16 protein-coding genes are annotated in these 22,565 nt (G+C 35.9%); 9 read left to right on the forward strand and 7 right to left on the reverse strand.

What is annotated here, in order from left to right:
* The first annotated feature begins 3 nt into the window (after positions 1-3).
* The 4 genes from L0669_RS14615 to L0669_RS14630 all read left to right on the forward strand — a co-directional run bounded on the left by L0669_RS14615 (position 4) and on the right by L0669_RS14630 (position 5,690).
* Positions 4-3,570 (forward strand): response regulator, encoded by a 3,567-nt coding sequence (locus L0669_RS14615; protein WP_263758465.1) that lies wholly within the window; start codon positions 4-6, stop codon positions 3,568-3,570.
* Between the two features lie 368 nt (positions 3,571-3,938).
* Positions 3,939-4,304, forward strand: a complete 366-nt coding sequence (locus L0669_RS14620) for a response regulator (RefSeq protein WP_173970453.1) — start codon at positions 3,939-3,941, stop codon at positions 4,302-4,304.
* Positions 4,305-4,311: 7 nt separating this feature from the next.
* Positions 4,312-5,121, forward strand: a complete 810-nt coding sequence (locus L0669_RS14625) for a CheR family methyltransferase (protein WP_263758467.1) — start codon at positions 4,312-4,314, stop codon at positions 5,119-5,121.
* Positions 5,103-5,690, forward strand: coding sequence for a chemotaxis protein CheB (locus L0669_RS14630; RefSeq protein ID WP_263758469.1), 588 nt, complete (start codon positions 5,103-5,105; stop codon positions 5,688-5,690). Before L0669_RS14625 ends, L0669_RS14630 begins: the two co-directional genes overlap by 19 nt.
* A 176-nt stretch (positions 5,691-5,866) precedes the next feature.
* Here L0669_RS14630 and L0669_RS14635 read toward each other — a convergent pair whose 3' ends face one another.
* Together L0669_RS14635 and L0669_RS14640 are read right to left on the reverse strand one after the other, a co-directional pair.
* Positions 5,867-6,640: a porin family protein gene (locus tag L0669_RS14635; protein ID WP_263758471.1), complete on the reverse strand. Its 774-nt coding sequence runs from the start codon at positions 6,638-6,640 to the stop codon at positions 5,867-5,869.
* A gap of 11 nt (positions 6,641-6,651) precedes the next feature.
* Positions 6,652-7,773, reverse strand: a complete 1,122-nt coding sequence (locus L0669_RS14640; protein ID WP_173970457.1) for a hypothetical protein — start codon at positions 7,771-7,773, stop codon at positions 6,652-6,654.
* Positions 7,774-8,089: 316 nt separating this feature from the next.
* Between L0669_RS14640 and L0669_RS14645 the strand changes: the two genes are divergently transcribed.
* From L0669_RS14645 to L0669_RS14665, 5 genes are all read left to right on the forward strand, one after another.
* Positions 8,090-8,413: a DUF6660 family protein gene (locus L0669_RS14645; protein WP_263758473.1), complete on the forward strand. Its 324-nt coding sequence runs from the start codon at positions 8,090-8,092 to the stop codon at positions 8,411-8,413.
* Positions 8,414-8,729: 316 nt separating this feature from the next.
* Entirely contained in the window at positions 8,730-11,882 is a 3,153-nt protein-coding gene (locus L0669_RS14650; protein ID WP_263758474.1) for an efflux RND transporter permease subunit, read from the forward strand.
* Between the two features lie 11 nt (positions 11,883-11,893).
* Complete coding sequence (locus L0669_RS14655; protein WP_263758476.1) at positions 11,894-13,144, forward strand: TolC family protein; 1,251 nt, start codon at positions 11,894-11,896, stop codon at positions 13,142-13,144.
* A 2-nt stretch (positions 13,145-13,146) separates the two neighbouring features.
* Entirely contained in the window at positions 13,147-14,418 is a 1,272-nt protein-coding gene (locus L0669_RS14660; protein WP_263758477.1) for an efflux RND transporter periplasmic adaptor subunit, read from the forward strand.
* A gap of 411 nt (positions 14,419-14,829) precedes the next feature.
* On the forward strand, positions 14,830-16,836 hold the full coding sequence (locus tag L0669_RS14665; protein ID WP_263758478.1) for a heavy metal translocating P-type ATPase: 2,007 nt from the start codon (positions 14,830-14,832) through the stop codon (positions 16,834-16,836).
* A 67-nt stretch (positions 16,837-16,903) separates the two neighbouring features.
* Here the strand turns inward: L0669_RS14665 and L0669_RS14670 are convergent, their stop codons facing one another.
* The 5 genes from L0669_RS14670 to L0669_RS14690 form a co-directional block, all read right to left on the reverse strand.
* Positions 16,904-17,302 carry a tautomerase family protein gene (locus L0669_RS14670; protein WP_263758479.1) on the reverse strand — a complete coding sequence of 133 codons (399 nt, stop codon included), beginning with the start codon at positions 17,300-17,302 and terminating at the stop codon, positions 16,904-16,906.
* Between the two features lie 60 nt (positions 17,303-17,362).
* Positions 17,363-18,016: a VOC family protein gene (locus tag L0669_RS14675; protein ID WP_263758480.1), complete on the reverse strand. Its 654-nt coding sequence runs from the start codon at positions 18,014-18,016 to the stop codon at positions 17,363-17,365.
* 232 nt (positions 18,017-18,248) lie between these two features.
* The gene (locus tag L0669_RS14680; protein WP_263758481.1) at positions 18,249-19,391 is read right to left on the reverse strand and encodes a cytochrome-c peroxidase; all 1,143 of its coding nucleotides are present in this window, start codon (positions 19,389-19,391) and stop codon (positions 18,249-18,251) included.
* A 238-nt stretch (positions 19,392-19,629) separates the two neighbouring features.
* A complete protein-coding gene (locus tag L0669_RS14685) occupies positions 19,630-21,096 on the reverse strand; it encodes a hypothetical protein (protein ID WP_263758483.1) in 1,467 nt (488 codons plus the stop codon).
* Positions 21,083-22,564, reverse strand: a complete 1,482-nt coding sequence (locus L0669_RS14690; RefSeq protein WP_263758484.1) for a RagB/SusD family nutrient uptake outer membrane protein — start codon at positions 22,562-22,564, stop codon at positions 21,083-21,085. Before L0669_RS14690 ends, L0669_RS14685 begins: the two co-directional genes overlap by 14 nt.
* Position 22,565 lies beyond the last annotated feature (1 nt).

Consider the following 22,565-nt stretch of genomic DNA (forward strand, 5'->3'; position numbering starts at 1 on the left):
AACATGAAGAGTAATTTTAAAAGAAATTTATTAATAAGTTCGATGGTATCGTTACTGGTCTTAATGATCAGTTCGACGGCTTCATTTCTTAGTATAAAAAGCTTGTTAGACAGTAATTCGTGGGTCAATCATACTCAGGAAGTTATTTATAACCTGAACGAAGGTTCGGCTATCATTACCGAGGCACAAACCAGTATGCGTGGTTATTTGATTACGGGCGATGAGCAATTTGTAGACCGATACAATGACGCCGAGGCAAAATCTAAGGTTTTTTTCGATAAAGTAACTGAACTTACGGTTGATAATCCGTCGCAGCAAATGCAGCTAAAAGAGTTGAAGGTACAACGCGAAAACTTTTTTAAATATCTGAACAATCAAATTGTAAAGAAACGTCTCGGAAAAAACTCGGCTACATTTGACCTTACCGAAGGTCGTAACATGATGAACGATTTGCGAGCGCAAATAAAAACGGTCGAAAATACAGAACAAAACCTTTTAAAAGTTCGCAACGAAAATTCAGAACGTTATGGGACTTATAGTATTGTACTGATTATTGTGGCGTTTATCATCGCTTTTGTTATTTCGATTGTGTTCTTAATCAGAATCCTGAAAGATTTTAACGAGCGTGCTTTACTTCAGAACGAATTAGAGAAAAAAGACAAAGAAACGGCTGAAAGAATTGTAGCAATTAGTGCAATTGCGAGTAATATTTCGAGCGGAAATTATGATATCAGGGTTGATGATACGCAGTCTGATGCTTTGGGTAGTGTAGGAGAATCGCTGAACAATATGGGAGTTTCGCTTAAAACCTCTTTTGATTTATTGTCTCAAAAAGAATGGCTTCAAACCGGTATTGCGAATCTTAATAATGTGATGTTGGGCGATAAAACGCTTCAAAAATTATCAAAAGATGTGATCGAATTTGTGTGCCAATATACCAATAGCAGCGCGGGAGTTTTATATGTTTTAGAAGATAATGAACTTTTTGTTACGGGAGGATACAGTTATATTCCCGGCAAAAATCGCGAACGCATTCGAAAAGGAGAAGGTTTAATTGGTCAGTCGATTGTTTCAGGAAAAATCCTCGAATTAAAAACATTATCTCCGGATGATATTCAGATTAATTATGCTTTAGGGCAGATAAAACCAACGCATATTGTAGCAGTTCCGTTGTTAGATAACAAAATCGAAGGTGCAATTGAGCTGGCAAGTATTTACGGATTTTCGGATTTGCATTTAGAGTTTTTGAAAAGTATTTCGAACAACATTGGTATTGCGATTAAATCGACTCAAAACAGAAAAAGAGTGATGGAATTGCTGGAAGAGACCAAATCTCAGTCTGAAGAACTTCAGGTGCAACATAGCGAACTAGAGGCTATTAATGCTGAATTAGAAGCGCAAACAGAGAAACTTCAGGCATCAGAAGAAGAATTAAGAGTGCAGCAGGAAGAATTAGAGCAAACGAACGAAGAATTGTCTGAAAGAAGTGTTTTATTGGAAGAAAAAAACAACGAAATCCAGAAAAAATCTGAAGCTTTAGAACTTACAACGCGTTACAAGTCAGAGTTTTTGGCTAATATGTCGCACGAATTAAGAACGCCTTTGAACTCGATTTTACTTTTAAGCCGTTTGTTATCTGAAAATAATAACAAAAGTATGGTGGCCGAGGAAATTGAATTTGCAAAAGTGATTCAGAGTTCCGGAAATAGTTTGTTAGGTTTGATTGATGAAATTTTGGATTTATCTAAAATTGAAGCCGGAAAAATGGAGCTTGAATTCCTGGATGTTTCTACCAAAGAAATTACAGATAATTTATGGAATTTGTTTAATCTGGTGGCAAAAGAAAAAAAGATTGAGTTTGAAATTATTGCCAAAGACGCGCCGGTTGTTATTAAAACCGACAAAATGCGTTTAGAGCAAATTCTTAAAAACTTGATTTCTAATGCGATTAAGTTTACTGAGAAAGGAAAAGTAACGTTAGAAATTAAAATAAATACTGACGACGATAAGATTATCTGTTTTATTGTAAAAGATACCGGAATTGGAATTCCGTTAGAAAAACAACCTTTAATTTTTGAAGCTTTCCAACAAGCCGATGGTTCTACAAAACGTAAATACGGAGGAACCGGTTTAGGATTATCAATAAGCCGCGAATTAGCGAAACTGCTTCGTGGAGAAATTATATTACATAGTAAGGAAAATGAAGGAAGTTCGTTTACTTTATGTCTGCCTGTTTTTGGATCTGCAATTCATAAAATTAATGTAGAAAGAATTCCGCCAACAGAATTTACAGAAGTAGAAGAGGAAAAAGCGCCGCCAAAGAAAAAATACATCAGCGAAGTAATTCCTGCTGAAATTGAAGACGACAGAGATTCAATTTTGCCGGGAGATAAAGTAATTCTGATTGTAGAAGACGATATTAATTTTGCAAAATCACTTTTAACCTTTACCAGAAAAAAAGGATATAAAGGAGTTGTTTCTGTACGTGGTGATTATGCTTTAAACTTTGCGTTGATTTACAATCCGGTTGGGGTTTTATTAGATATAGAATTACCAATAAAAAGTGGTTGGGAAGTTTTAGAAGAATTAAAAAATCATTCAGCAACCAAACACATTCCGGTTCATATTATGTCATCGCACAAATTAAAACAGGAAAGTTTATTAAAAGGAGCCGTAGATTTCTTAGACAAACCGGTGGCTTTCGAGAAAATTCCGGATGTGTTTTTACGAATCGAACATATCATTAATAAAGAAGCACAAAAAGTTTTAATTATAGAGGATAATCCAAAACACGCTAAAGCGCTAGCTTATTTCTTAGAAACGTATAATATTAATTCAGAAATAAAAAGCGAAGTTTCTCAGGGATTAGAAGCTTTAAACAAGACCGAGGTTGATTGTGTGATCCTTGATATGGGAATTCCGGACAAACACGCTTATCAAATTTTAGATGGCGTTAAGAAATCTCCGGGATTAGAGAATCTTCCGGTAATTGTTTTTACAGGAAAAAGTTTATCGATGAAAGAAGAAGTGAAAATTAAAAAATACGCCGATTCAATTATTGTAAAAACAGCTCATTCGTACCAAAGAATGCTTGACGAAGTATCATTATTTCTGCATTTGGTAGAAGATAAAAAAGATCCAAAAGATAAAAAAGAAAGCCATAAAAAGCTAAATTTACTAAATAATATCCTGCACGAGAAAAAGGTATTAATTGTAGATGATGATGTTCGTAATATTTATTCGTTAACGAAAGCTTTGGAAGTTTTTAAAATGAATGTAATTACCGCTTTTGATGGTAAAGAAGCTATCAAAATTTTAAGCGAACATCCTGATACAGATGTAGTTTTACTGGATATGATGATGCCAAATATGGATGGCTACGAAACAGCCGAAAAAATACGTTCAAATCCTAAATTCCTGAACCTTCCGGTTATTGCCGTAACAGCAAAAGCAATGACAGGCGACAGAGAAAAATGCATCAAAGCAGGAGCATCAGATTATATTACCAAACCGGTAGATATCGATCAGTTATTGTCGTTATTGAGAGTATGGTTGTACGATAAGATATAATGAAAGGTTCGCCAAAGATTAAAAAAGTTAGCCACGAATTGCACAAATTACACAAATCAGGATGAAAAATAATTCGTGAAAATTCGTGGAATTCGTGGCAAAAAAATTAAGCCCAAGATTAAAAAAAGTTCGCCACGAATTGCACGAATTGCACAAATTAGGATGAAAAATAATTCGTGAAAATTAGTGAAATTCGTGGCAAAAAAAGCCAAAGATTAAAAAGATTCTCGCAGATTATTTTCTATAAAGAAATCCTTTTTAATCCTTTAATCTGTGGCAAAACTAATCTGTGGTAAAACTAATCTGTGGCAAACAAAAGAATTCACAGCAAAAAAATAAAAAAACAAACCAAATAAAAAGTAGACGAAATGAGTAAAAAAAGACTCTTGATTATTGATGATGATTCTAGAAATATTTTTGCTCTGGAACACACTTTACGTGCAAAATCATTCGATTGTTTGTCTTGTTTAAGTGCCGAAGAAGCTTTGAAATTATTAGAAACAGATGAAGTTATTGATGCGGTTCTGATCGACATGATGATGCCTGAAATGGATGGTTATGATGCGATTCCGCTTATAAAAAAGATTCCGTCGAGAGAGTCGCTTTTTGTTGTAGCAGTAACAGCTCAGGCGATGACAGGCGATAGAGAAAAATGTTTAGAGGCCGGGGCAGATGCTTATATTTCGAAACCGGTAGATGTAGATAAATTACTGCTTATTTTAGGTAAAATTTGATGGGATTATGATTGAGGATATTGAGTTAGAAACACTAATTAATGATGTTTATGAATATTATGGTTTTGACTTTAGCAGTTACTCGCGCGCTTCTTTAAAAAGACGCGTAAACAGGGTAATTCATCTTGATGGATTTACACATTTTCATGAATTTCTTTCCAGGGTTCGTTACGATCCTGAATATTATAAAAGAATGGTCGATGAAATCACGGTAAATGTTACCGAGATGTTTCGCGATCCTGCTTTTTATGCCGTTGTCAGAAACGAAATATTACCATTATTAGGTACAAAACCTTTTATTAGATTATGGCATGCAGGCTGTTCTACAGGCGAAGAAGTCTATTCTATGGCCATTATGCTAAAAGAAGCCGGTTTGCTGCACAAATCCCTGATTTATGCCACAGACATTAACGCATCAGTTTTAGAAACGGCCAAAAAAGGAATTTTCCCTTTACGAATGATGAAAGAATACTCAGAAAACTATCGTGATGCCGGAGGACAAGAAGATTTTTCGAGTTACTATATTGCCAATTATGGTATTGCTAAGTTTAATGAAGAACTGGCAGAAAAAATGGTTTTCTCGCAGCATAATTTAGTTTCAGATACCTCATTTAATGAGTTCGATATGATCTTATGCCGTAATGTTTTAATTTATTTTGATAACGATCTTCAAAAAAGAGTCATTAATTTATTTGATGAAAGTCTGTCCGTATTGGGTTTTCTGGCGCTCGGAACCAAAGAAACCATAAAATATTCGATTTCGATGAATAAATACAAGCAGTTGGATAAAGAGAAAATATGGAGGAAGATAAAGTAATATCAAATTGCAAAGTGGTAATAATAGGAGGATCTGCAGGAAGCTTAAATGCTTTAATGCAAATTCTGCCTGATTTATCGCAATTAAATGGTTTTGCCATTGTAATCGTTTTGCACAGAAAAAGTACAGACGATCAGACTTTAGAAGAATTAATAGCTTTAAAATCGAGTATTCCGGTAAAGCCGGTTGAAGACAAAGTACCACTTGTAGCGGGTTCTATTTATATTGCACCTTCAAATTATCATTTATTATTTGAAAGAAACGATACACTTTCTCTGGATATATCTGAAAAAATAAATTACAGCCGTCCCAGTATAGATGTTTCGTTTGAGTCGGCATCAGAAATCTATGGCGAAGCTTTAGTTGGGATATTACTTTCAGGTTCTAATACAGACGGAACCATTGGTTTAAAAGCCATTAAAGCCGCCGGAGGAAAAATCGCGGTACAAAATCCAACCGTAGCCGAAATGCCTTTTATGCCTAATAACGCGATCCTGTATACTGATCCCGATTTTGTTTTAGACAATCAGGAAATACTACAATTATTGGGTGCTATAAATACTAAATAATACGAATCAGGATTTGGTTGACATGCGCCGTTTGGCACTAAATGTTGGTAAAAATTCGGTTTATAATAGGCTGGCGTGCCGTAGGTACGCAACAAACCGATTAATAAGGCGTACTTAGATCTGATTATCTACCGATATTTAAAGCCTGACAGCACGAATTACAGATTTTTTATAACCTATTTTTTAGGTTTAGGCGCTTCATCTTCCGGAAGAACAACCTTATTTAATTCAGCCTCTTTTTCAGCCCTTCTCTGAGCCGCTTTTCCTTTACCAATAGGTATTCCAGCCGTGAGATATAAAGATCTGTTGTATACATTGGGGCCATCGCCTTTCATTACAGGAACCAGTCCGTAATAATATTGAACCGTTACATTTAGTCCGTTTCCGATATTCATATGATAACCCGCGCCAAAACATACTCCGGCATCAATAACACGAATCTGATCGCGAATATTCTTTTTATAAATCACATCATCTTTATCGTATTCCTGCTTAAATTCATCAAAAGCTTTGGCCAGCAAACCAAACTGAGGCCCGGTTTTAAGATAAATTCTATTTTTAAATTGATATTTAATTAAAATAGGCACATTAAAATACCTGATTTCGCGATTCACGCTTCCTCCCGCAAAAGTATTGTCGAGATTTTCGTCGTTGAGAGCATACACAGGCAAGCCATGCGCTCCCATGGGCGATTTTACAATAACTCCCGTATTAATCATCCAGGCCGGATTTTTATGAGACCGAATATCAAAATAAAAACCAAGATTAAATCCCGGTTCTGTTCCTGAAGTATTCAGATCAGAAATAGTAGAGAAATTTGCTCCGCCTTCAAGACCAAATTCTAAAAAAGGAGAATTCAGTTTGTCTCCAAAAATTAAGGAAATTAAAACCTGCGAGCGCGCCGGAGCCATGCAAAATAATGCGATAAGAAGTAATAAACCTTTTTTCATTATAATAAGGATTAAAGTCCAAAACGATATTGCAGCCCGGCTAAATATTGAGTTCGCGTGCCTAAAAATCCGGCTTCGACTCTAAACATAATATGTTTGTTGTATTGAAATTGAGATCCAACAATAAAGTTCCACATATCCTTAGGTGCTTTGTGCAGAGAATATTGTACCGTCGATGATCCCGCCGTGCTCAAAGCCCCGTCCAGCGTCGTTAAAAAATTCCCTGCAGATTCCAATGCCCTGTCTGCTGTATTGTGTTTGGCTACATTCGCAGGATTTTTTTGCTCTGCCGGAGTTAAACCATTCCACCAGGTATCTACTTTGTTTTGGTTTTCAGAAACTTTTGTCAATCCGTCATCAACTTTTTGCTGCGCGTTATCCAGATTCAAAACATCAGATAAATTGATGTTTCCCTTAGTATTTCCTTCAATATGAACTCGGAAACCACCCACCCAAACCGCAATATTGCGTTCCGCTTTATGAAGTTTAAAGGTTTTTCCCAATCTTGGTCCAAAAATATAAGAGAAAGCAGGTTTATCTAAAGCACTAACATCACTCCACGACATATTCATATCAAGCGCCAGCCAACCGCCGCCAATACCAATAGTTGGTGTTAAACCTAACCCAAATGTAGTGGCACTAAAATTAGCTTTCGTACTAAAATTGGCAATTTCCGACCAATTATTATTGGCATCAGGAATCCAGATTCCGGCATTTATCTTGGTGGTAGGATTCGATTTTCCAAAAATCCCATAGACATTTAAAAACGGAAGTAACCAAATATCAGGTCTTATGGTAATAGCACCAACTTCTACAGAAGATTTATCAAAACGAACAATTTCGTCTAAATCGTGCATTGGCCCATTGTTGAATCCAACTTGAAGATCTTTGATTGTAATTTCAGAATCCTGCCAGAAATAGTTAATAGAAAGTCCGGCTGAGTAAGGTAAATTATATCCTTTCTGGGCTACTTTTTCTCCCCAAATAGGTAAAGCGTAGGGATATTTTACGACTGCGAGGCTGTCTTTTAGTTCTTGATTTTTTTCTCCTACGATTTTATCGGTGTAGACTTGTCCAAAAATTTGCATGCTAAAAAATAATAAAATGGCTGATAGTAGTGTATTATATTTCATTGAATTCGGTTTTAAATTGTTAATTAATAAAACTGCGTAAAATAAATATGTACTAATGATTGTAAGGGGTAGAATATGCGTATTTTTCTGTTCTGCAGGTAGATAGAGTTATCGGCTTTTAGATAAAAAACTGGAAGTGTATGTTAATTATTGTTAAAGTTAACTAAATTTTCGTACCAACAATCAAAATTTTTTAAGAAAATAGAATTTTATTCAAATGCATTTCAACTGAATTTGTGAAAAAATTATCCTTTTTCATTCGCATCATTTTCAATTATTTAAATTTTAGAATAGAAATAAATACTATTTTTGTATCGTGAAATGGATAACAATCATATTGTCGATTTATTTAATGGCGCTTTCTAATATGCCTTGTGCAGATATGGAAGTGAATAGTGCTGCTCATAAAACAGCCCAGTTTTCATCAGAAGACAACCATACTCACGATAAAGACAATGATTTATGTTCTCCGTTTTGCGCTTGTAATTGTTGTGGAGCACAGGTTTTAAGCTATCAGACTACTGTAAATTTCGACTTTCCTGTTGCGTATTCCATTATTTCAATTGCATTACCTAATTATACCTCAGTTGCTGCTTCCACTTTCTACGGAAGTATATGGCAACCCCCTCAAATAGCATAATGATGCCCATTTCTAAGGCTATCTTACGAATACAAATGCTAAAAAATTACACACGAATTTTCAATTCTGTATTAGTTTATTAAATTAATTCCACGAAAAAATCCGTACCAATTGGTGAAATCTGTGTTTACTATTTGTATTAAGATCCGGACAATCAATTATTTTTTCTTTTATCGAAAGTTCCTAATAGTACTTTCATAGAATAAAATCTAATAAGTCTGAAGATTACTTAGAATTTGGGTAAGAGAGTTGTAGATTTTTCTACAAAAGTAATAGGCAGACTTTGCCTCATTTCTCACGTCATTATACCCTAAAAATGTTAGATAAAATTATACAGTTTAGTATAAAGAATAAGTTCGTTATACTATTATTTACCCTTGTTTTAATAGCTTGGGGAAGCTATTCGCTCAAGCATTTACCACTTGATGCTTTGCCTGATATTACCAATAATCAGGTACAAATTATTACAACGGCACCTACTTTGGCAAGCCAGGAAGTCGAGCAGTTAATCACATATCCGCTCGAGCAAGCCGTAAAAACAGTTCCGGATATTATAGAATTGCGTAGTATTTCGCGTTTCGGATTATCGGTGGTGACTGTTGTTTTCGAAGACGATGTTGATATTTACTGGGCGAGAGAACAAATATTTCAGCGCTTAAAACAAGCCGAAGAAAACATTCCGGATTATGCGGGATCTCCTGAATTAGCCCCAATTACAACAGGTTTAGGAGAAATTTACCAATATGACGTTTATGCCAAAAAAGGCTATGAAAACAAATACGATGCGGTAAAATTAAGAACCATTCAGGATTGGATTATTATTCCGCAATTGCAAGGGGTTAAAGGCGTTGCAGATGTAAGTACCTGGGGTGGAAAACTAAAACAATACGAAATCGCCGTAAACCCAAATACGCTTAATAGTTTGGGCGTTACGATTACAGAAATCTTTGATGCTTTAGAAAAAAACAATCAAAATACAGGAGGTGCGTATATCGAAAAAGATCAATTGGCCTACTTTATTCGTGGTGTTGGTATGGCAAAAGGCACGAAAGACCTGGGAAATGTAGTGGTAAAAAACCGAAATGGTTCTCCCGTTTTGGTTCGTGATGTTGCCGAAGTTCGTGAAGGAGTTGCCCTGCGTTACGGAGCATCGACCAAAGATGGAAAAGGTGAAATTGTTTCCGGTATGGTTTTAATGTTAAAAGGCGAAAACTCAAGCGCAGTTGTAGACCGAATCAAAGAAAGAATGGTTCAGATTAATAAAAGTTTACCCGAAGGCGTTGTAGCCGAAGCTTTTATTGATAGAGGAAAATTAGTAGATAACGCGATCGGAACGGTTACGAAGAACTTATTAGAAGGCGCTTTAATCGTAATTTTTGTATTGATTTTATTCCTTGGGAATCTTCGCGCCGGATTAATCGTTGCTTCGGTGATTCCGTTAGCCATGCTTTTTGCTATTATATTAATGAAAGCCTTTGGCGTAAGCGGAAACTTAATGAGTTTAGGTGCGATCGACTTTGGAATTATTGTCGACGGAGCTGTGATTATTGTAGAAGCCACGATGCATCACTTACAGCAATTGAAACGCAAAAAAGAGTTATCGCAAAGCGAAATGGATGCTGAAGTTTACAATTCGGCTTCGAAAATCAGGAATAGTGCGGCTTTTGGAGAAATTATCATTTTGATTGTTTACTTGCCAATTCTCGCTTTGATTGGTACTGAAGGAAAAATGTTCAAACCTATGGCGATGACGGTTGGTTTTGCCGTTGCAGGAGCATTTATTCTTTCGCTGACTTATGTACCCATGATGAGTGCTTTATTCTTGTCTAAAAATACAGAACACAAAGAAAACTTCAGCGACAGAATGATGGCCTGGTTAGAGTCATTTTATACGCCTTTATTAGAAAAAGCACTTCAATTTAAAAAGGTCGTTCTGGGGATATCACTTGGATTATTTGCACTCGGATTAATCGTTTTTAATAGTATGGGAGGAGAATTTATTCCTACTATCGAAGAAGGAGATTTGGCCATAAATGCGACTATTATGACTGGAAGTTCGCTTACGCAGATGGTAGAAACGACGACGAAATACGAGCAGATATTAAAAGCGAAATTTCCGGAGATAAAAACCATTGTAACCAAAATAGGAAGCGGAGAAATCCCGACAGATCCTATGCCTATTGAAAGTGGCGATTTGATTATTGTGCTTAAAGATAAAAAAGAATGGGGACGAAAATATCGTAATTGGGAAGAATTGGCCAATGCCATGAAAGAAGAAATGGAAGTCATTCCCGGAGCTAATATTGAGATTTCGCAACCGATACAAATGCGTTTCAACGAGTTAATGACCGGAAGCCGAAGCGATATTGCCATCAAAATTTTTGGTGATGATCTTGAAATTCTGGATGCCAAAGCCACCGAGTTAATTTCGAAAATTAAAGGCATCGAAGGAATTGGAGATTTAAAAGCCGATAAAGTAACCGGTTTGCCTCAAATTACCATTAAATACGATTATAATAAAATTGCTTTATACGGACTAAACATTTCAGACATCAATCAGATTATACGTTCGTCGTTTGCGGGAGAAAGTGCAGGAAAAATCTACGACGAAAGCAAGAGATTTGATGTTGTGGTGAGAATGAATCAGGACAATCGCGCTGATATTACTGATGTTAGTAATTTGTTTATTCCGCTACCAAATGGTCAGCAAGTACCGCTTTCGCAAGTTGCGACAGTCGATTATGAGCAAGGTCCGGTACAAGTAACGCGTGAAGACGGAAAACGCAGAATCACCGTTGGGCTTAACGTTCGCGGACGAGATATAAAAAGTGTTGTAGAAGAAATTCAGCAAAAACTAGATAAAGACTTGAAACTTCCGGCGGGATATTATGTAACCTATGGTGGTCAGTTCGAGAATTTAATCGAAGCGACAAAACGACTTTCGATCGCATTACCAATCGCTTTAGGACTAATATTAGTGTTGCTGTATTTCACTTTTAAAAGCTTTAAACAAGCGGGATTAATTTTTACTGCAATTCCGTTATCGGCAATCGGTGGTGTTTTTGCGCTCTGGTTACGCGGAATGCCGTTTAGTATTTCGGCAGGAATTGGTTTTATAGCTTTATTCGGAATCGCGGTTCTCAACGGAATCGTATTGATATCGTATTTCAATCAACTAAAAACCGAAGGAATTTTAGATCCGTTACAAAGAGTTTTAATCGGAACCAAAACCAGATTACGTCCAGTTTTAATGACCGCAGCCGTAGCTTCCTTAGGATTTTTGCCAATGGCATTATCAACAAGTGGAGGAGCAGAGGTTCAGAAACCTTTAGCAACCGTAGTAATTGGTGGTTTGTTTTCGGCAACATTATTAACGTTGATTGTATTACCGATTTTGTATTTGCTTTTGGAAAGTAGGTTTAACCGCAAAGATCGCGAAGATTTACGCAAAGAACGCAATGAAGATTAAAAAGAGACAAGATGAAAGACACAAGATATAACTTAAACACAAACCCCTTTGCGAACTTTGCGAATCTTCCTTTGCGAACTTTGCGGTTAATCACGTTCCTATTGATTAGTCTATTTTCGCAAGCACAAGAAAAAATCAGCTTAGAAAAAGCAATAGAACTTGCCAAATCAAACAACATCGATTTAAAAATTGCCGATAAAGAAATAGAGCGACAAACGGTTCTAAAAAAGACCGCATTTCAGCCGGAACCGCTTCAGGTGCAATATCAGGGCGGACAATTTAATAGCGCTGATTTTGATCATAATGTTTCGGTTCAGCAGTTTTTTCCAATGGGAAATATCACCAAAGCCAATCGTCAATTGCAGGAAGAATTGGTGAAACTGGCCGAAAAACGAAAAGCGTTATCTTCTTATGACTTAGAAAAAGCCGTTACCTTATCGTATTATCAATATTTATATGGCGTTTCGATTCAGAAATTGAACTCGGAACTCAATGATATTTATACCAAATTCTTAAAGAATGCCGAATTGCGTTTTAAAACCGGAGAAAGCGGAAATATCGAAGTTATTAGCGCTAAAGCGAAAGTAAAAGAGATCGAAACGCAAAAAGCACAATTAGAATACGATTTGGTGATTTACCAAAAACAATTGCAATTCTTTGTTCAAACCGATGAAAATATTGTTCCGGATGATAAAACGTCTTTGCAATATACGGTTCTAAATGAAGAAGGAAATTCGAAAGCAGAAAGTTTAATGACCGATTATTATCAGCAACAGATTTCGGTTTCTCAAAAAGAAGCCAATACGTTTAAAGCAATGCGAACGCCTAAAGTAGGATTGGGGTATTTTGCCCAAACGATCGATACGAGATCATTGTATCAGGGATTCACGGCAGGATTGCAGATTCCCTTGTTTGGCGGCGTAAATACTGCCAGAGCAAAGGCTTCGGCTATTAGTATTTCGCAATCGCAATTGGCTTTAGATAAAAATAAATTAACGCTGAATCTGCAAAGACAAGAGTTGCAAAACAATTATGCCAAGCAGCAAAAAGCATTAGATTATTTCCAAAAAGAAGGATTGCAATATGCGGATCAGATTATTACGACAGCGCAAAAAAGTTATGCCAATGGCGACATGAGTTATTGGGCGTACATCAGTTTTTTAAATCAGGCAATTGATATTAAAAAACAGTATACAGAGGCGACTCATAACTTCAATCAAAGCGCTATCGAGCTTCAATTTCCAACCATCAAAAACAATTAAAAATGAAAAATATAGTTAAAAACTTAACCGCAAAGAACGCAATAGATTTTTCGCAAAGTTCGCAAAGTTTAATTTCCTTGCGTGCATTGCGCTTTTTCCTTGCGTGCCTTGCGGTTATATCCTTTGCATCTTGCAATGAAAAGAAAACAGAAGAGCCACAAGAAGAAGAAAAATCACAAACAGAAGTAGCTCTAAACGAATCTCAATATAAAACAGTCGGGATCGAAACGGGATTTATTGAAGATAGAAACTTAAACAAAGTCATAAAAGCGAATGGTTATACGACAGTTCCGCCACAAAATTCTGCCGAAGTTTCGACTCTGATAGGAGGAACGGTAAAAGACATTTTTGTTTTAGAAGGTACATATGTTAATAAAGGAAAAGTTTTGGCTACGATTCAGAATCTGGAAGTAATCGAAATGCAGGAAGATTATCATTCGGCTACAGCCAATATCGAATATTTGCAATTAGAATACAATCGTCAGAAAACGTTAAGTGATGAAAATGTAAATCCGAGGAAAGTTTTTCAGGAAGTAAAATCAAAATTGGCAGCAGAAAGAGCGAGAGCACAAGCAGCAAAAAACAAATTAGACGCTTTGCACGTGAGTACAAAAGGCAGCACTTCGTTAGTGCCAATTGTAGCGCCAATAAGCGGTTATGTTGGGAATATAAAAATTGCCAAAGGAGCATTCGCACAAAGCGGAGTAACATTGTTTGAAGTGGTAGATAATACGCAAATGCACTTGGATTTAAATGTATATGAGAAAGATTTAGGTTCTATCTCGATCGGGCAAGTAATTGATTTTGTACTGACGAATCAGTCCAATAAATCTATTAAAGGAAAAATATTCGGAATCAATAAGTCATTTTCTAACGAAAGTAAAACGGTTGCCGTTCATGCTAAAATCGAATCGGATGATGCAAAAGGATTGATTCCGGGAATGTATGTTTCGGCCAATATCAACATTACCAATGCAACCGTGCCAGCATTACCAAAAGATGCCGTGGTTCGAAATGCCGATAAGTATTTTGTATTTATTCAGGAGGATGAACACGAAGAACATGAGAAACATGATGAAAAGAAGGGAGAAACAGAAACTCCTCATGAAAAAGAAATTCACTTTAAAGCCATTGAAGTAATTCCCGGAACAACCGATTTAGGCTTTACAGAAATAAAGTTTGTCAATGAAATTCCTGCGAATTCAAAAATTGTTACAAAAGGTGCTTTTTATTTGCTTTCGGCAATGAAAGGCGGGGGAGAGCATGGGCATTAATTTTTTTTTGAAGGTGCTGAGTGACTAAGATACTAAGGTGCTAAGGTTTAAACGTAATCTTTGGATAGCCCCTAGCTTTAGCTAGGGGAATTCATAGAGGTAATAAAAAGGCTTCAGCCAAATTGTTTTTCGGCTAAAGCCATTTAAATTGATTTGATAAAAACCCCAGCTAAAGCTGGAGGCAATTCAAAACAAAAGCTTTTTACTCTTTAACATTATAATTTTAACCTTTAAACTTACTTATTAAAAATTGATACAAAATGTTTAACTTTAGAAAGTATTAAATAGTAGTAATTATTTGCGCTAGTTTGTCATTTCGACGGAGGAGAAATCCCCACAACGTTAGTAATAACCAGCGGAGATTTCTCCTCCGTCGAAATGACAGTACTTTGTGACAATCCTTGATAAAAAATGGAACATATACATACAGAAGAAAAAATAACAAAAAAGAAACCAAAACAATCTAGCTGCTGTTGTTCACATGACGAACCCGTTCATTCTGAAAATGACGGACACGATCACGGAGACGGTCACGATCATGAACATAACGCCGAGGGAAGTTTGTTTAAAATGTTTTTACCAGCCATAATATCCTTTGTTTTATTGCTTATTGGTATTGGTCTTGACAATTATTTTCCGCAAACCTGGTTTACCGGTTATGTTAGAATTGCATGGTACATCGTGGCTTATTTACCAGTTGGACTTCCGGTTTTAAGAGAAGCGTATGAAAGCATTATGAAAGGCGATGTTTTCTCAGAATTTTTCCTGATGTGCATTGCTACAATCGGAGCTTTTGCGATTGGCGAATATCCTGAAGGTGTTGCCGTAATGTTGTTTTATACGATTGGTGAAAACTTTCAGGGATTGGCGGTAAGCCGTGCAAAATCGAATATTAAAAGTCTGCTGGACCAACGTCCTGATGAGGTGAATATTATAGAAAATAATGTTGCAACAAAAGTCAAAGCAGCTGAGGTTGCCATAGGATCGATTATTCAGCTTAAAGCGGGAGAAAAATTAGGCTTAGATGGCGAATTATTGTCAGATACCGCTTCGTTTAATACGGCTGCTTTAACGGGCGAAAGCAAACCTGATACCAAGGTAAAAGGAGAAACGGTTCTTGCCGGAATGATCAACGGAAACACGATTGCTTTAGTAAAAGTGACTACGGCGTACAAAGACAGTAAACTTTCTAAGATTCTGGAAATGGTACAAAATGCCACGACCAAAAAAGCCCCAGCCGAATTATTCATTAGAAAATTTGCTAAAATCTACACGCCAATTGTGGTGTATCTGGCAATTGCGATTTGTTTGTTGCCATGGCTTTTTGTCGATCAGTATGTTTTTAGCGATTGGTTGTATCGAGCTTTGGTTTTCTTGGTAATTTCATGTCCTTGCGCTTTGGTTATTAGTATTCCGTTAGGATATTTTGGCGGAATTGGCGCTGCAAGTAAAAACGGAATCCTGTTTAAAGGAAGTAATTTTCTGGATAGTATTTCGACGATTCAGAATGTGGTGATGGATAAAACCGGAACCATGACCGAAGGTGTTTTTAAAGTTCAGGAAGTGATTATTTCTGATGATTTTGATAAAGATGAAATTCTGAAATTCGTGAATGTTCTCGAAAGTCAAAGTACACATCCTGTTGCCACGGCGATTCATAATCATGTGGGTAAAATTGATGCTTCGATCGAATTGAAAAATGTAGAAGAAATTTCAGGACATGGTTTAAAAGCCGAGATCAACGGAAAAGAATTACATGTTGGGAATTTCAAATTAATGGATAAATTCAATATTAAGTACGATCTTGATCCTAATTCGGTGGTGTATACTACGATTGCAATTGCCTACGATAAGAAGTTCGCAGGATATTTAACAATTGCTGATGAAATAAAAGCCGATGCACAAGAAGCCGTTAGCAAACTAAAAGCATTGGGGGTTAAAGTAACGATGTTAAGCGGTGATAAAGCTAATGTCGTGCAATTTGTAGCGGACAAATTAGGGATTACAAATGCTTTTGGAGATTTACTTCCTGAAGGCAAAGTCGATAAACTAAACGAGATTAAAGCCAAAAACGAAACCGTAGCTTTTGTGGGCGATGGTGTAAATGATGCTCCGGTTATTGCCTTAAGTACCGTAGGAATCGCAATGGGAGGTTTAGGAAGCGATGCTACGATCGAAACTGCGGATGTGGTGATTCAGGATGACAAACCAAGTAAAATTGCAATGGCGATCAATATTGGGAAACAAACAAAAAAAATCGTGTGGCAAAACATTACTTTGGCTTTCGTCGTAAAAGCTTTTGTATTGATCCTTGGCGCCGGTGGACTTGCCACAATGTGGGAAGCTGTTTTTGCAGATGTTGGAGTGGCATTATTGGCGATATTAAACGCTGTGAGAATTCAGAAAATGAAATTTTAATTCAGCATTACATTAAATATAAAAATCCCAATTCATTTGTTTGAATTGGGATTTTCTATTTTGATAATTACTTCTTCAAATGTTTTTGTTCCTGAATTTCTCCATTACCAAAAGACCAATTCTCCTGACCATTATTTTCTAATAAAACAATGATCACATTGTTGATTAAAATTTCGGTTGAAGCAGCAATTCTGGTCGCAATTTGATGGTATAATTTTTTCTTTTGTTCTAATGTTCTTCCTTGTCCAGCCGTAATCTGAACATAAATAATTTCATCAGAATGCGAAATGTCAAGGTAACTTTCAGGATATTTTATCTGATGAGGTTCTAATTCTTCAATTACATGAAAATAATCGGCTGCAGGGATATTAAATTCGGCTATTAAAGATTGATGAATCGATTCTGAAATAGTATTTTTTGTTTCTAATGAAAGCTTTTTAGGCAAACTGATTCTAACGAATGGCATTTTTGATATTTTAAGTTTTTATAAAAGTAAGGAATATTTATAAGATGAAAAGAGGAAGTATTACTGAAATTTTAATTCAATTACAGCGCCGTTATTCTCAATCTTAACTTCAGTTTTATTACTTTCAGAAGGGGTTTGGGTTGGATACCACTTTCTATTTGGTTGCACCATAATCAGTAAACCTTCATCATCTCCAACGGCAGCAAATAATTCGCTATTGTCATTTTTAGAAAAGAATTCTAAGTCGTGTTGTGCTATTAATTCTTTTCCTAATTCGAGTGGATTTTCATTTACAATACCAATTTCACTAATATTTAAAATAGACTTAGAACTGAATTTTTCGGATTGAGCATTGTTTAGATCATGTCGGGCAATAAACTCTAATAAATTACCATTATTATCATAGAAATAAACGGCATGAGCGTTCCAGTTTTCGAAATTAGTAATCACGTTTTGATCTTTAATTAAAATTAAACCGACTTTGTTTTTGCACCATTCAATTGCTTCTTCAAGTTTGTTTTCAGGGATATTAAAAGCAAAATGATAAATAGACTTAAACTGAGGATTTTCGACGAATTTTAAAGCTGAATTTCCAGCCTGAACGCTAACGGAATCGGAGTCTTTTTCTATGATTGGCAATTCTAATATATCTTGATAAAATGCGGTTGTCTGTTCGATATTGTTGGTCTGAATTTGTATGTGTGCTAACTTCATGGTGGTATTTTTTATAAAGAAGAAAAAGCTTCCTTTCGTTTCAAACAAATTTAAGAAATGATCGAAGGATTACGATCAGCAGACTATTTTATACTTCGATGAAAGAATAGTAAATTATGATGGAAATTTGTCTCATCATAATAGGTCTTTAAATAAAGAAAAGCCCATTTCATAAAGAAACAGGCTTTTAGGATTTGAAAAATTTGGAGCAATTTACAAACCATTAACTAAATTATTTTGGCATTTCCGGCACCATAATTCTTCGTGTTGGCGTGCTTAAAGTTTCTATAAAAGCCAAAATATCACTGATTTCTTCTTTGCTTAAATCTAGTTTTCTAAGCATCGGATCTGATTTTGGAATTAAAGTATCTCTCGCAGTTCCTAAATATTTTTTCTGAACCGGAGATGGATTTCCTAAATTATACAATTCGACAACATCTAATAAAGACGGAAAATGCCCGTGATGCATCCAGGGTTTTGTGTTAGCTACTTCACGTAGTGTTGGCGTTCTGAATTTGCCAATATCTTCTTTGTTTTTGGTTACATTATAACGTCCGAAATCTTCATTTTTTGTTCCGAATAAAGTTTGTCCGTCATTATGAAACTGATTGTCGCTAAAATAAGGCGTATTATGGCAATTGATGCATTGTGCTTTGGTTCTGAACAAATGCAGACCTTTTACCTGCGCATCAGTATAAGCATCAGATTTTCCGCTAATGAAGTTATCAAATTTACTTTTCGGACTATTGATCGATCTTTCGAAAGTGGCAATGGCATATTGTATACGTTGAAGATTCACTTTTTTATCTCCAAAAGCGGCTTCAAACAACGGTTTATACCCTTTTATTTTAGCAATTTTATCAACGGCAATCGTCAATTTTTCGTTCATTTCGAGAGGATCTCCAATAGGAAATTGTGCCTGATCTTCAAGACTTGAAGCGCGGCCATCCCAAAATAAAGAGGTGGCATACGCCGAATTTAAAATTGTCATCGAATTTCGTTTTCCCGTTTGGCGATCATGACCAAAAGAACGCGTTAAATTATCTGTCCAGCCCAATTCGGGATTATGGCAGGAAGCACACGCAATTTGACCGCTATTAGATAATCTCGGATCAAAAAATAAGATCTTACCCAGACTTTCTTTTTCCTTCGAATACGGATTATAAGCCGGATAAGGAACCGCGGGAAGCACACCAATATCCTGAAATTTAGATTTATCGACATTTTGGTGTAATTCTGCTGCCGGCCATTTCGTGACATCTCCACCGGAATATAGTTTTCGCAATTCCTTAATATCGATATAATCCGGCTGTTCAACGCTTTTGTAAGCCGTTAAACTCAGAAGAAGTAGAATAGGGAAGATTAGTTTTTTCAATTCTTTTTGTTTTTGTTTTGACTTGTTTCAGGTTTTCAGTCTCAGTCTCAGTTTTCAGTCTCGATTTTTGTTTTTTTAATCGTAAACTTGTCAGACATAGCCCGTGGTTTCAACCACGGGGTCGGGGTACAATATTATTACGTCTCGTATTGTGTTCCCGTGGTTGAAACCACGGGCTATGTTTGAAAATAGAGATTAATTTTTTTTATTTATAAAATGACCAAAATGCGAATAAATACTAAAGCGCAACTTCCTTAGGGCAATCGATACTTAAAGCTGCGGGTTTTGGATATGTTTTGTTATTGTACATTCTGTATTGTGTCGAAACAGTTCCTCCAAATAATGCGTCGTTTGTAAGTTTTAGTTCGAAAGAAATTTCAAATAAACCTGCACTGATTTCTTTATAAGTACCTTCTCCGGCGATTTCAATATTATGACTGTTTTTATTGGTTCCTGCAATGGTAATATATTGCGGAATCACCAATACTTTCCCTTGCGTTTTGCTGTTTCCGTTCTCCGGAAAAAATTCTAAAGCTGAGGTAATATTGAATCCTGGAGAGCTTGCTGCAGCTACTGCTTCATTACTAAACCATCTTTTTAAATTAAAGGAATTGGTTGTTGAGGTACCTGTTACAACATTAAAACCAATTTTAAAGGCATCGTGGTAAACATCGTCATTTGGGTTGGCGGTTCCTTTATCACTATACAAAATCGCATTTTCATTATCTTTTGTTACTACAACAGGAAACGTAAAGGCATTATAAGCCTGCCACGCACAAGTACCGCTTTTATCAAACCAGGTTTCGCCATAAGTCAGGTAAAACTGGCTAGATAAATCGTAAAATTTAGATGCCGGATTTGCATTAACATCTCGGGGTGATCGTGTAGGTTTTATGATTTGCAAAACGGTATTTCCGGTTGCAACATAATTAGGTGTATTGGTTAATGTTAGTTTAGTTTCATAACGTACATCCGGATTTTGAATATCTTCTAAAAGAGTTAAATGATAGTTGATGGAGCTTCTGTTATCTCCAAAATCATCATGCGTTAACGAGTAATCAAAACCATCAAGAAATTTAAAAATAGAGGCATTTTCAATTTCAGACGGAATAAATCCGTTAGGGAAGTTGACTTTAAAATCGATTTTTTCGCCCACTTCTCCTTTAATCAAATATTGACCCACAGGAAATGTATACGCTGTAGTTATTTCGCCCAGGGTTATGGTAAAAGTATCGTTTGGAGCGTAAGTATTTATGTTTCCGATATGAATAGCGGGATCTGATGCGCTTTCTAGTTTTAATGTAATAGTTTGCTGGTTAGTCCATCTTTTATCAAAAGAAACAAAAACAGTATCAGTAAGCTTATTTCCTTCAAAAAGCAATTCACTCTTTGGTGATACACTAAAACTATTTGAATCTCCGGAAGTAGTCGCACTAAAATTAACCTTAACCTGAGATTTTAAAGGTGCGGTCGTTAAAGAAACCGGAACTTTCAAAACCTTAACCGATTTGTTTTCAAAAGTATTACTGGGAACTATCGTTGTACTTACTGTTGGATATTCGATAGGAGTGTTATTGCCTCCCACTAAAAAATTAAATCTTACAAAACGATCAACGGGACCAGAATCTAATCTATAATCATCTTTTGAACAAGATGCAAATGCAAGAACGAGACTTAATACGAATATAATTTTAATACGATTCATTTTGCTTTAGATTGTTGTTAAGGTTAATATTGCTTCTTGGAATTGGGAGTATAAATTTTGGTGAAGGATAGGTGAGACTACAACTAAGGGCGATACAGCCATCATTTCTCGAAACATCTTTTTTATTTCTGGCGATATCAAAAAATAAATGTCCTTCAAAGCAAAGTTCTTTTCTTCTTTCTAAAAACACAGCTTCTTTAAGATCTTCATTTCCTTTTAAAACCGCCGCATTTGCTCTTGTTCTAATGGTATTGATGTCTTGTGTTGCCTGAGAACTATTGTTGAGTTCGATTGCTGATTCGGCACGAATTAAATATTGTTCGCTTAAACGGAAAGCCACATATCCCGGATTTCCCTGAAATTTATCGGTAAAATAGTAATTTAGGATTTCCTTTTGCAGATTGACTGAAGTAGGCAATGGATGATTTTTGAATAACTGTTTGCGGATATCTGTAGATTCGTAAAGATCAAAGAGATCTTTAGATGCAGTGTACTTTCCGTATTGAGAATCTGATGTATATCCAAAAAATGCTGCTAATGAGCCGCTTATTGCTCCTTCGGCATCTTTGGGAATTGAAAACTCCAGTAAAACCTCAGAAACCGGAGCATCTGGTTTTTGCCATTGTGCCAGGTAATCGGCAGAACTCATTAAAACCACACCCGAATTTTTAATAATATCATCTGCGGTATCATAGGCATTTTTCCAGTCTTTTTTGGCTAAATAAACTCTTGCCAATAAGGCTTTTGCATTATTTTTATTAAAATAAGAATAAGCAGGACCGTTTGAAAGAACGGTATTAGCATATAAATTCAGGGCATCTTTAATATCATTTATAATAAAGGTATAAGTAGTTGCCACAGTTTCTCTGGCAGGATATTGCAGGCCATTTGTAATGGATGTATTGTTATAGATAATTCCTAAATGAGAAGCATCTGCTGTAAAACCATAATTCTGACTGTAAATTTCACTTAACAAAAAGTGGGTGTAAGCTCTTGCGGTTAAGGCTTCTGCTTTGATCTGATTTTTTTCAGTTTCCGAAGCATCTGTTAAGGCATCTGTAAATTCTAAAATTAAATTTGCCTGATTGATAATATTATAGCTAGTACTGTAAAAGGCTGCCAAATTTGATTTATCTGCCAGATCATCAAAAGAATATAGGTTGACCACATTTCCCGGAGTGGTTACTTGTCCTACTGTTGTATTTGTAGATATACCAGGTGCAAATTTTAAATTACCGCCCTGTAAATCAGCATAAGTAGTAAAAGCTTCGGTTCTTACATTGGCTTCAATAGACCGGTACATACCATTCATTGCCTGAAGAACGCCTTGTTTGGTTCCTAATTGTTCGTTTATAGAGGTTTGTGTTCCCGGTTCCTGTTCCAGAAAATCACTGCAGCTTTGCAATAGAAAAATCACTGCTAAAATCGCTGCAAATTTTATGGGGCTGCTATTTTTTAAATATTTCATT

It is taken from the genome of Flavobacterium bizetiae (genome assembly GCF_024271895.1).
GTDB lineage: Bacteria > Bacteroidota > Bacteroidia > Flavobacteriales > Flavobacteriaceae > Flavobacterium > Flavobacterium bizetiae.

Bases quoted from the DNA above. Each gene is read 5' to 3' on its own strand.
- L0669_RS14615 (WP_263758465.1), top strand. From the start codon at position 4: ATGAAGAGTAATTTTAAAAGAAATTTATTAATAAGTTCGATGGTATCG.
- L0669_RS14620 (WP_173970453.1), top strand. From the start codon at position 3,939: ATGAGTAAAAAAAGACTCTTGATTATTGATGATGATTCTAGAAATATT.
- L0669_RS14625 (WP_263758467.1), top strand. From the start codon at position 4,312: ATGATTGAGGATATTGAGTTAGAAACACTAATTAATGATGTTTATGAA.
- L0669_RS14630 (WP_263758469.1), top strand. From the start codon at position 5,103: ATGGAGGAAGATAAAGTAATATCAAATTGCAAAGTGGTAATAATAGGA.
- L0669_RS14635 (WP_263758471.1), bottom strand. From the start codon at position 6,640: ATGAAAAAAGGTTTATTACTTCTTATCGCATTATTTTGCATGGCTCCG.
- L0669_RS14640 (WP_173970457.1), bottom strand. From the start codon at position 7,773: ATGAAATATAATACACTACTATCAGCCATTTTATTATTTTTTAGCATG.
- L0669_RS14650 (WP_263758474.1), top strand. From the start codon at position 8,730: ATGTTAGATAAAATTATACAGTTTAGTATAAAGAATAAGTTCGTTATA.
- L0669_RS14655 (WP_263758476.1), top strand. From the start codon at position 11,894: ATGAAAGACACAAGATATAACTTAAACACAAACCCCTTTGCGAACTTT.
- L0669_RS14660 (WP_263758477.1), top strand. From the start codon at position 13,147: ATGAAAAATATAGTTAAAAACTTAACCGCAAAGAACGCAATAGATTTT.
- L0669_RS14665 (WP_263758478.1), top strand. From the start codon at position 14,830: ATGGAACATATACATACAGAAGAAAAAATAACAAAAAAGAAACCAAAA.
- L0669_RS14670 (WP_263758479.1), bottom strand. From the start codon at position 17,302: ATGCCATTCGTTAGAATCAGTTTGCCTAAAAAGCTTTCATTAGAAACA.
- L0669_RS14675 (WP_263758480.1), bottom strand. From the start codon at position 18,016: ATGAAGTTAGCACACATACAAATTCAGACCAACAATATCGAACAGACA.
- L0669_RS14685 (WP_263758483.1), bottom strand. From the start codon at position 21,096: ATGAATCGTATTAAAATTATATTCGTATTAAGTCTCGTTCTTGCATTT.
- L0669_RS14690 (WP_263758484.1), bottom strand. From the start codon at position 22,564: ATGAAATATTTAAAAAATAGCAGCCCCATAAAATTTGCAGCGATTTTA.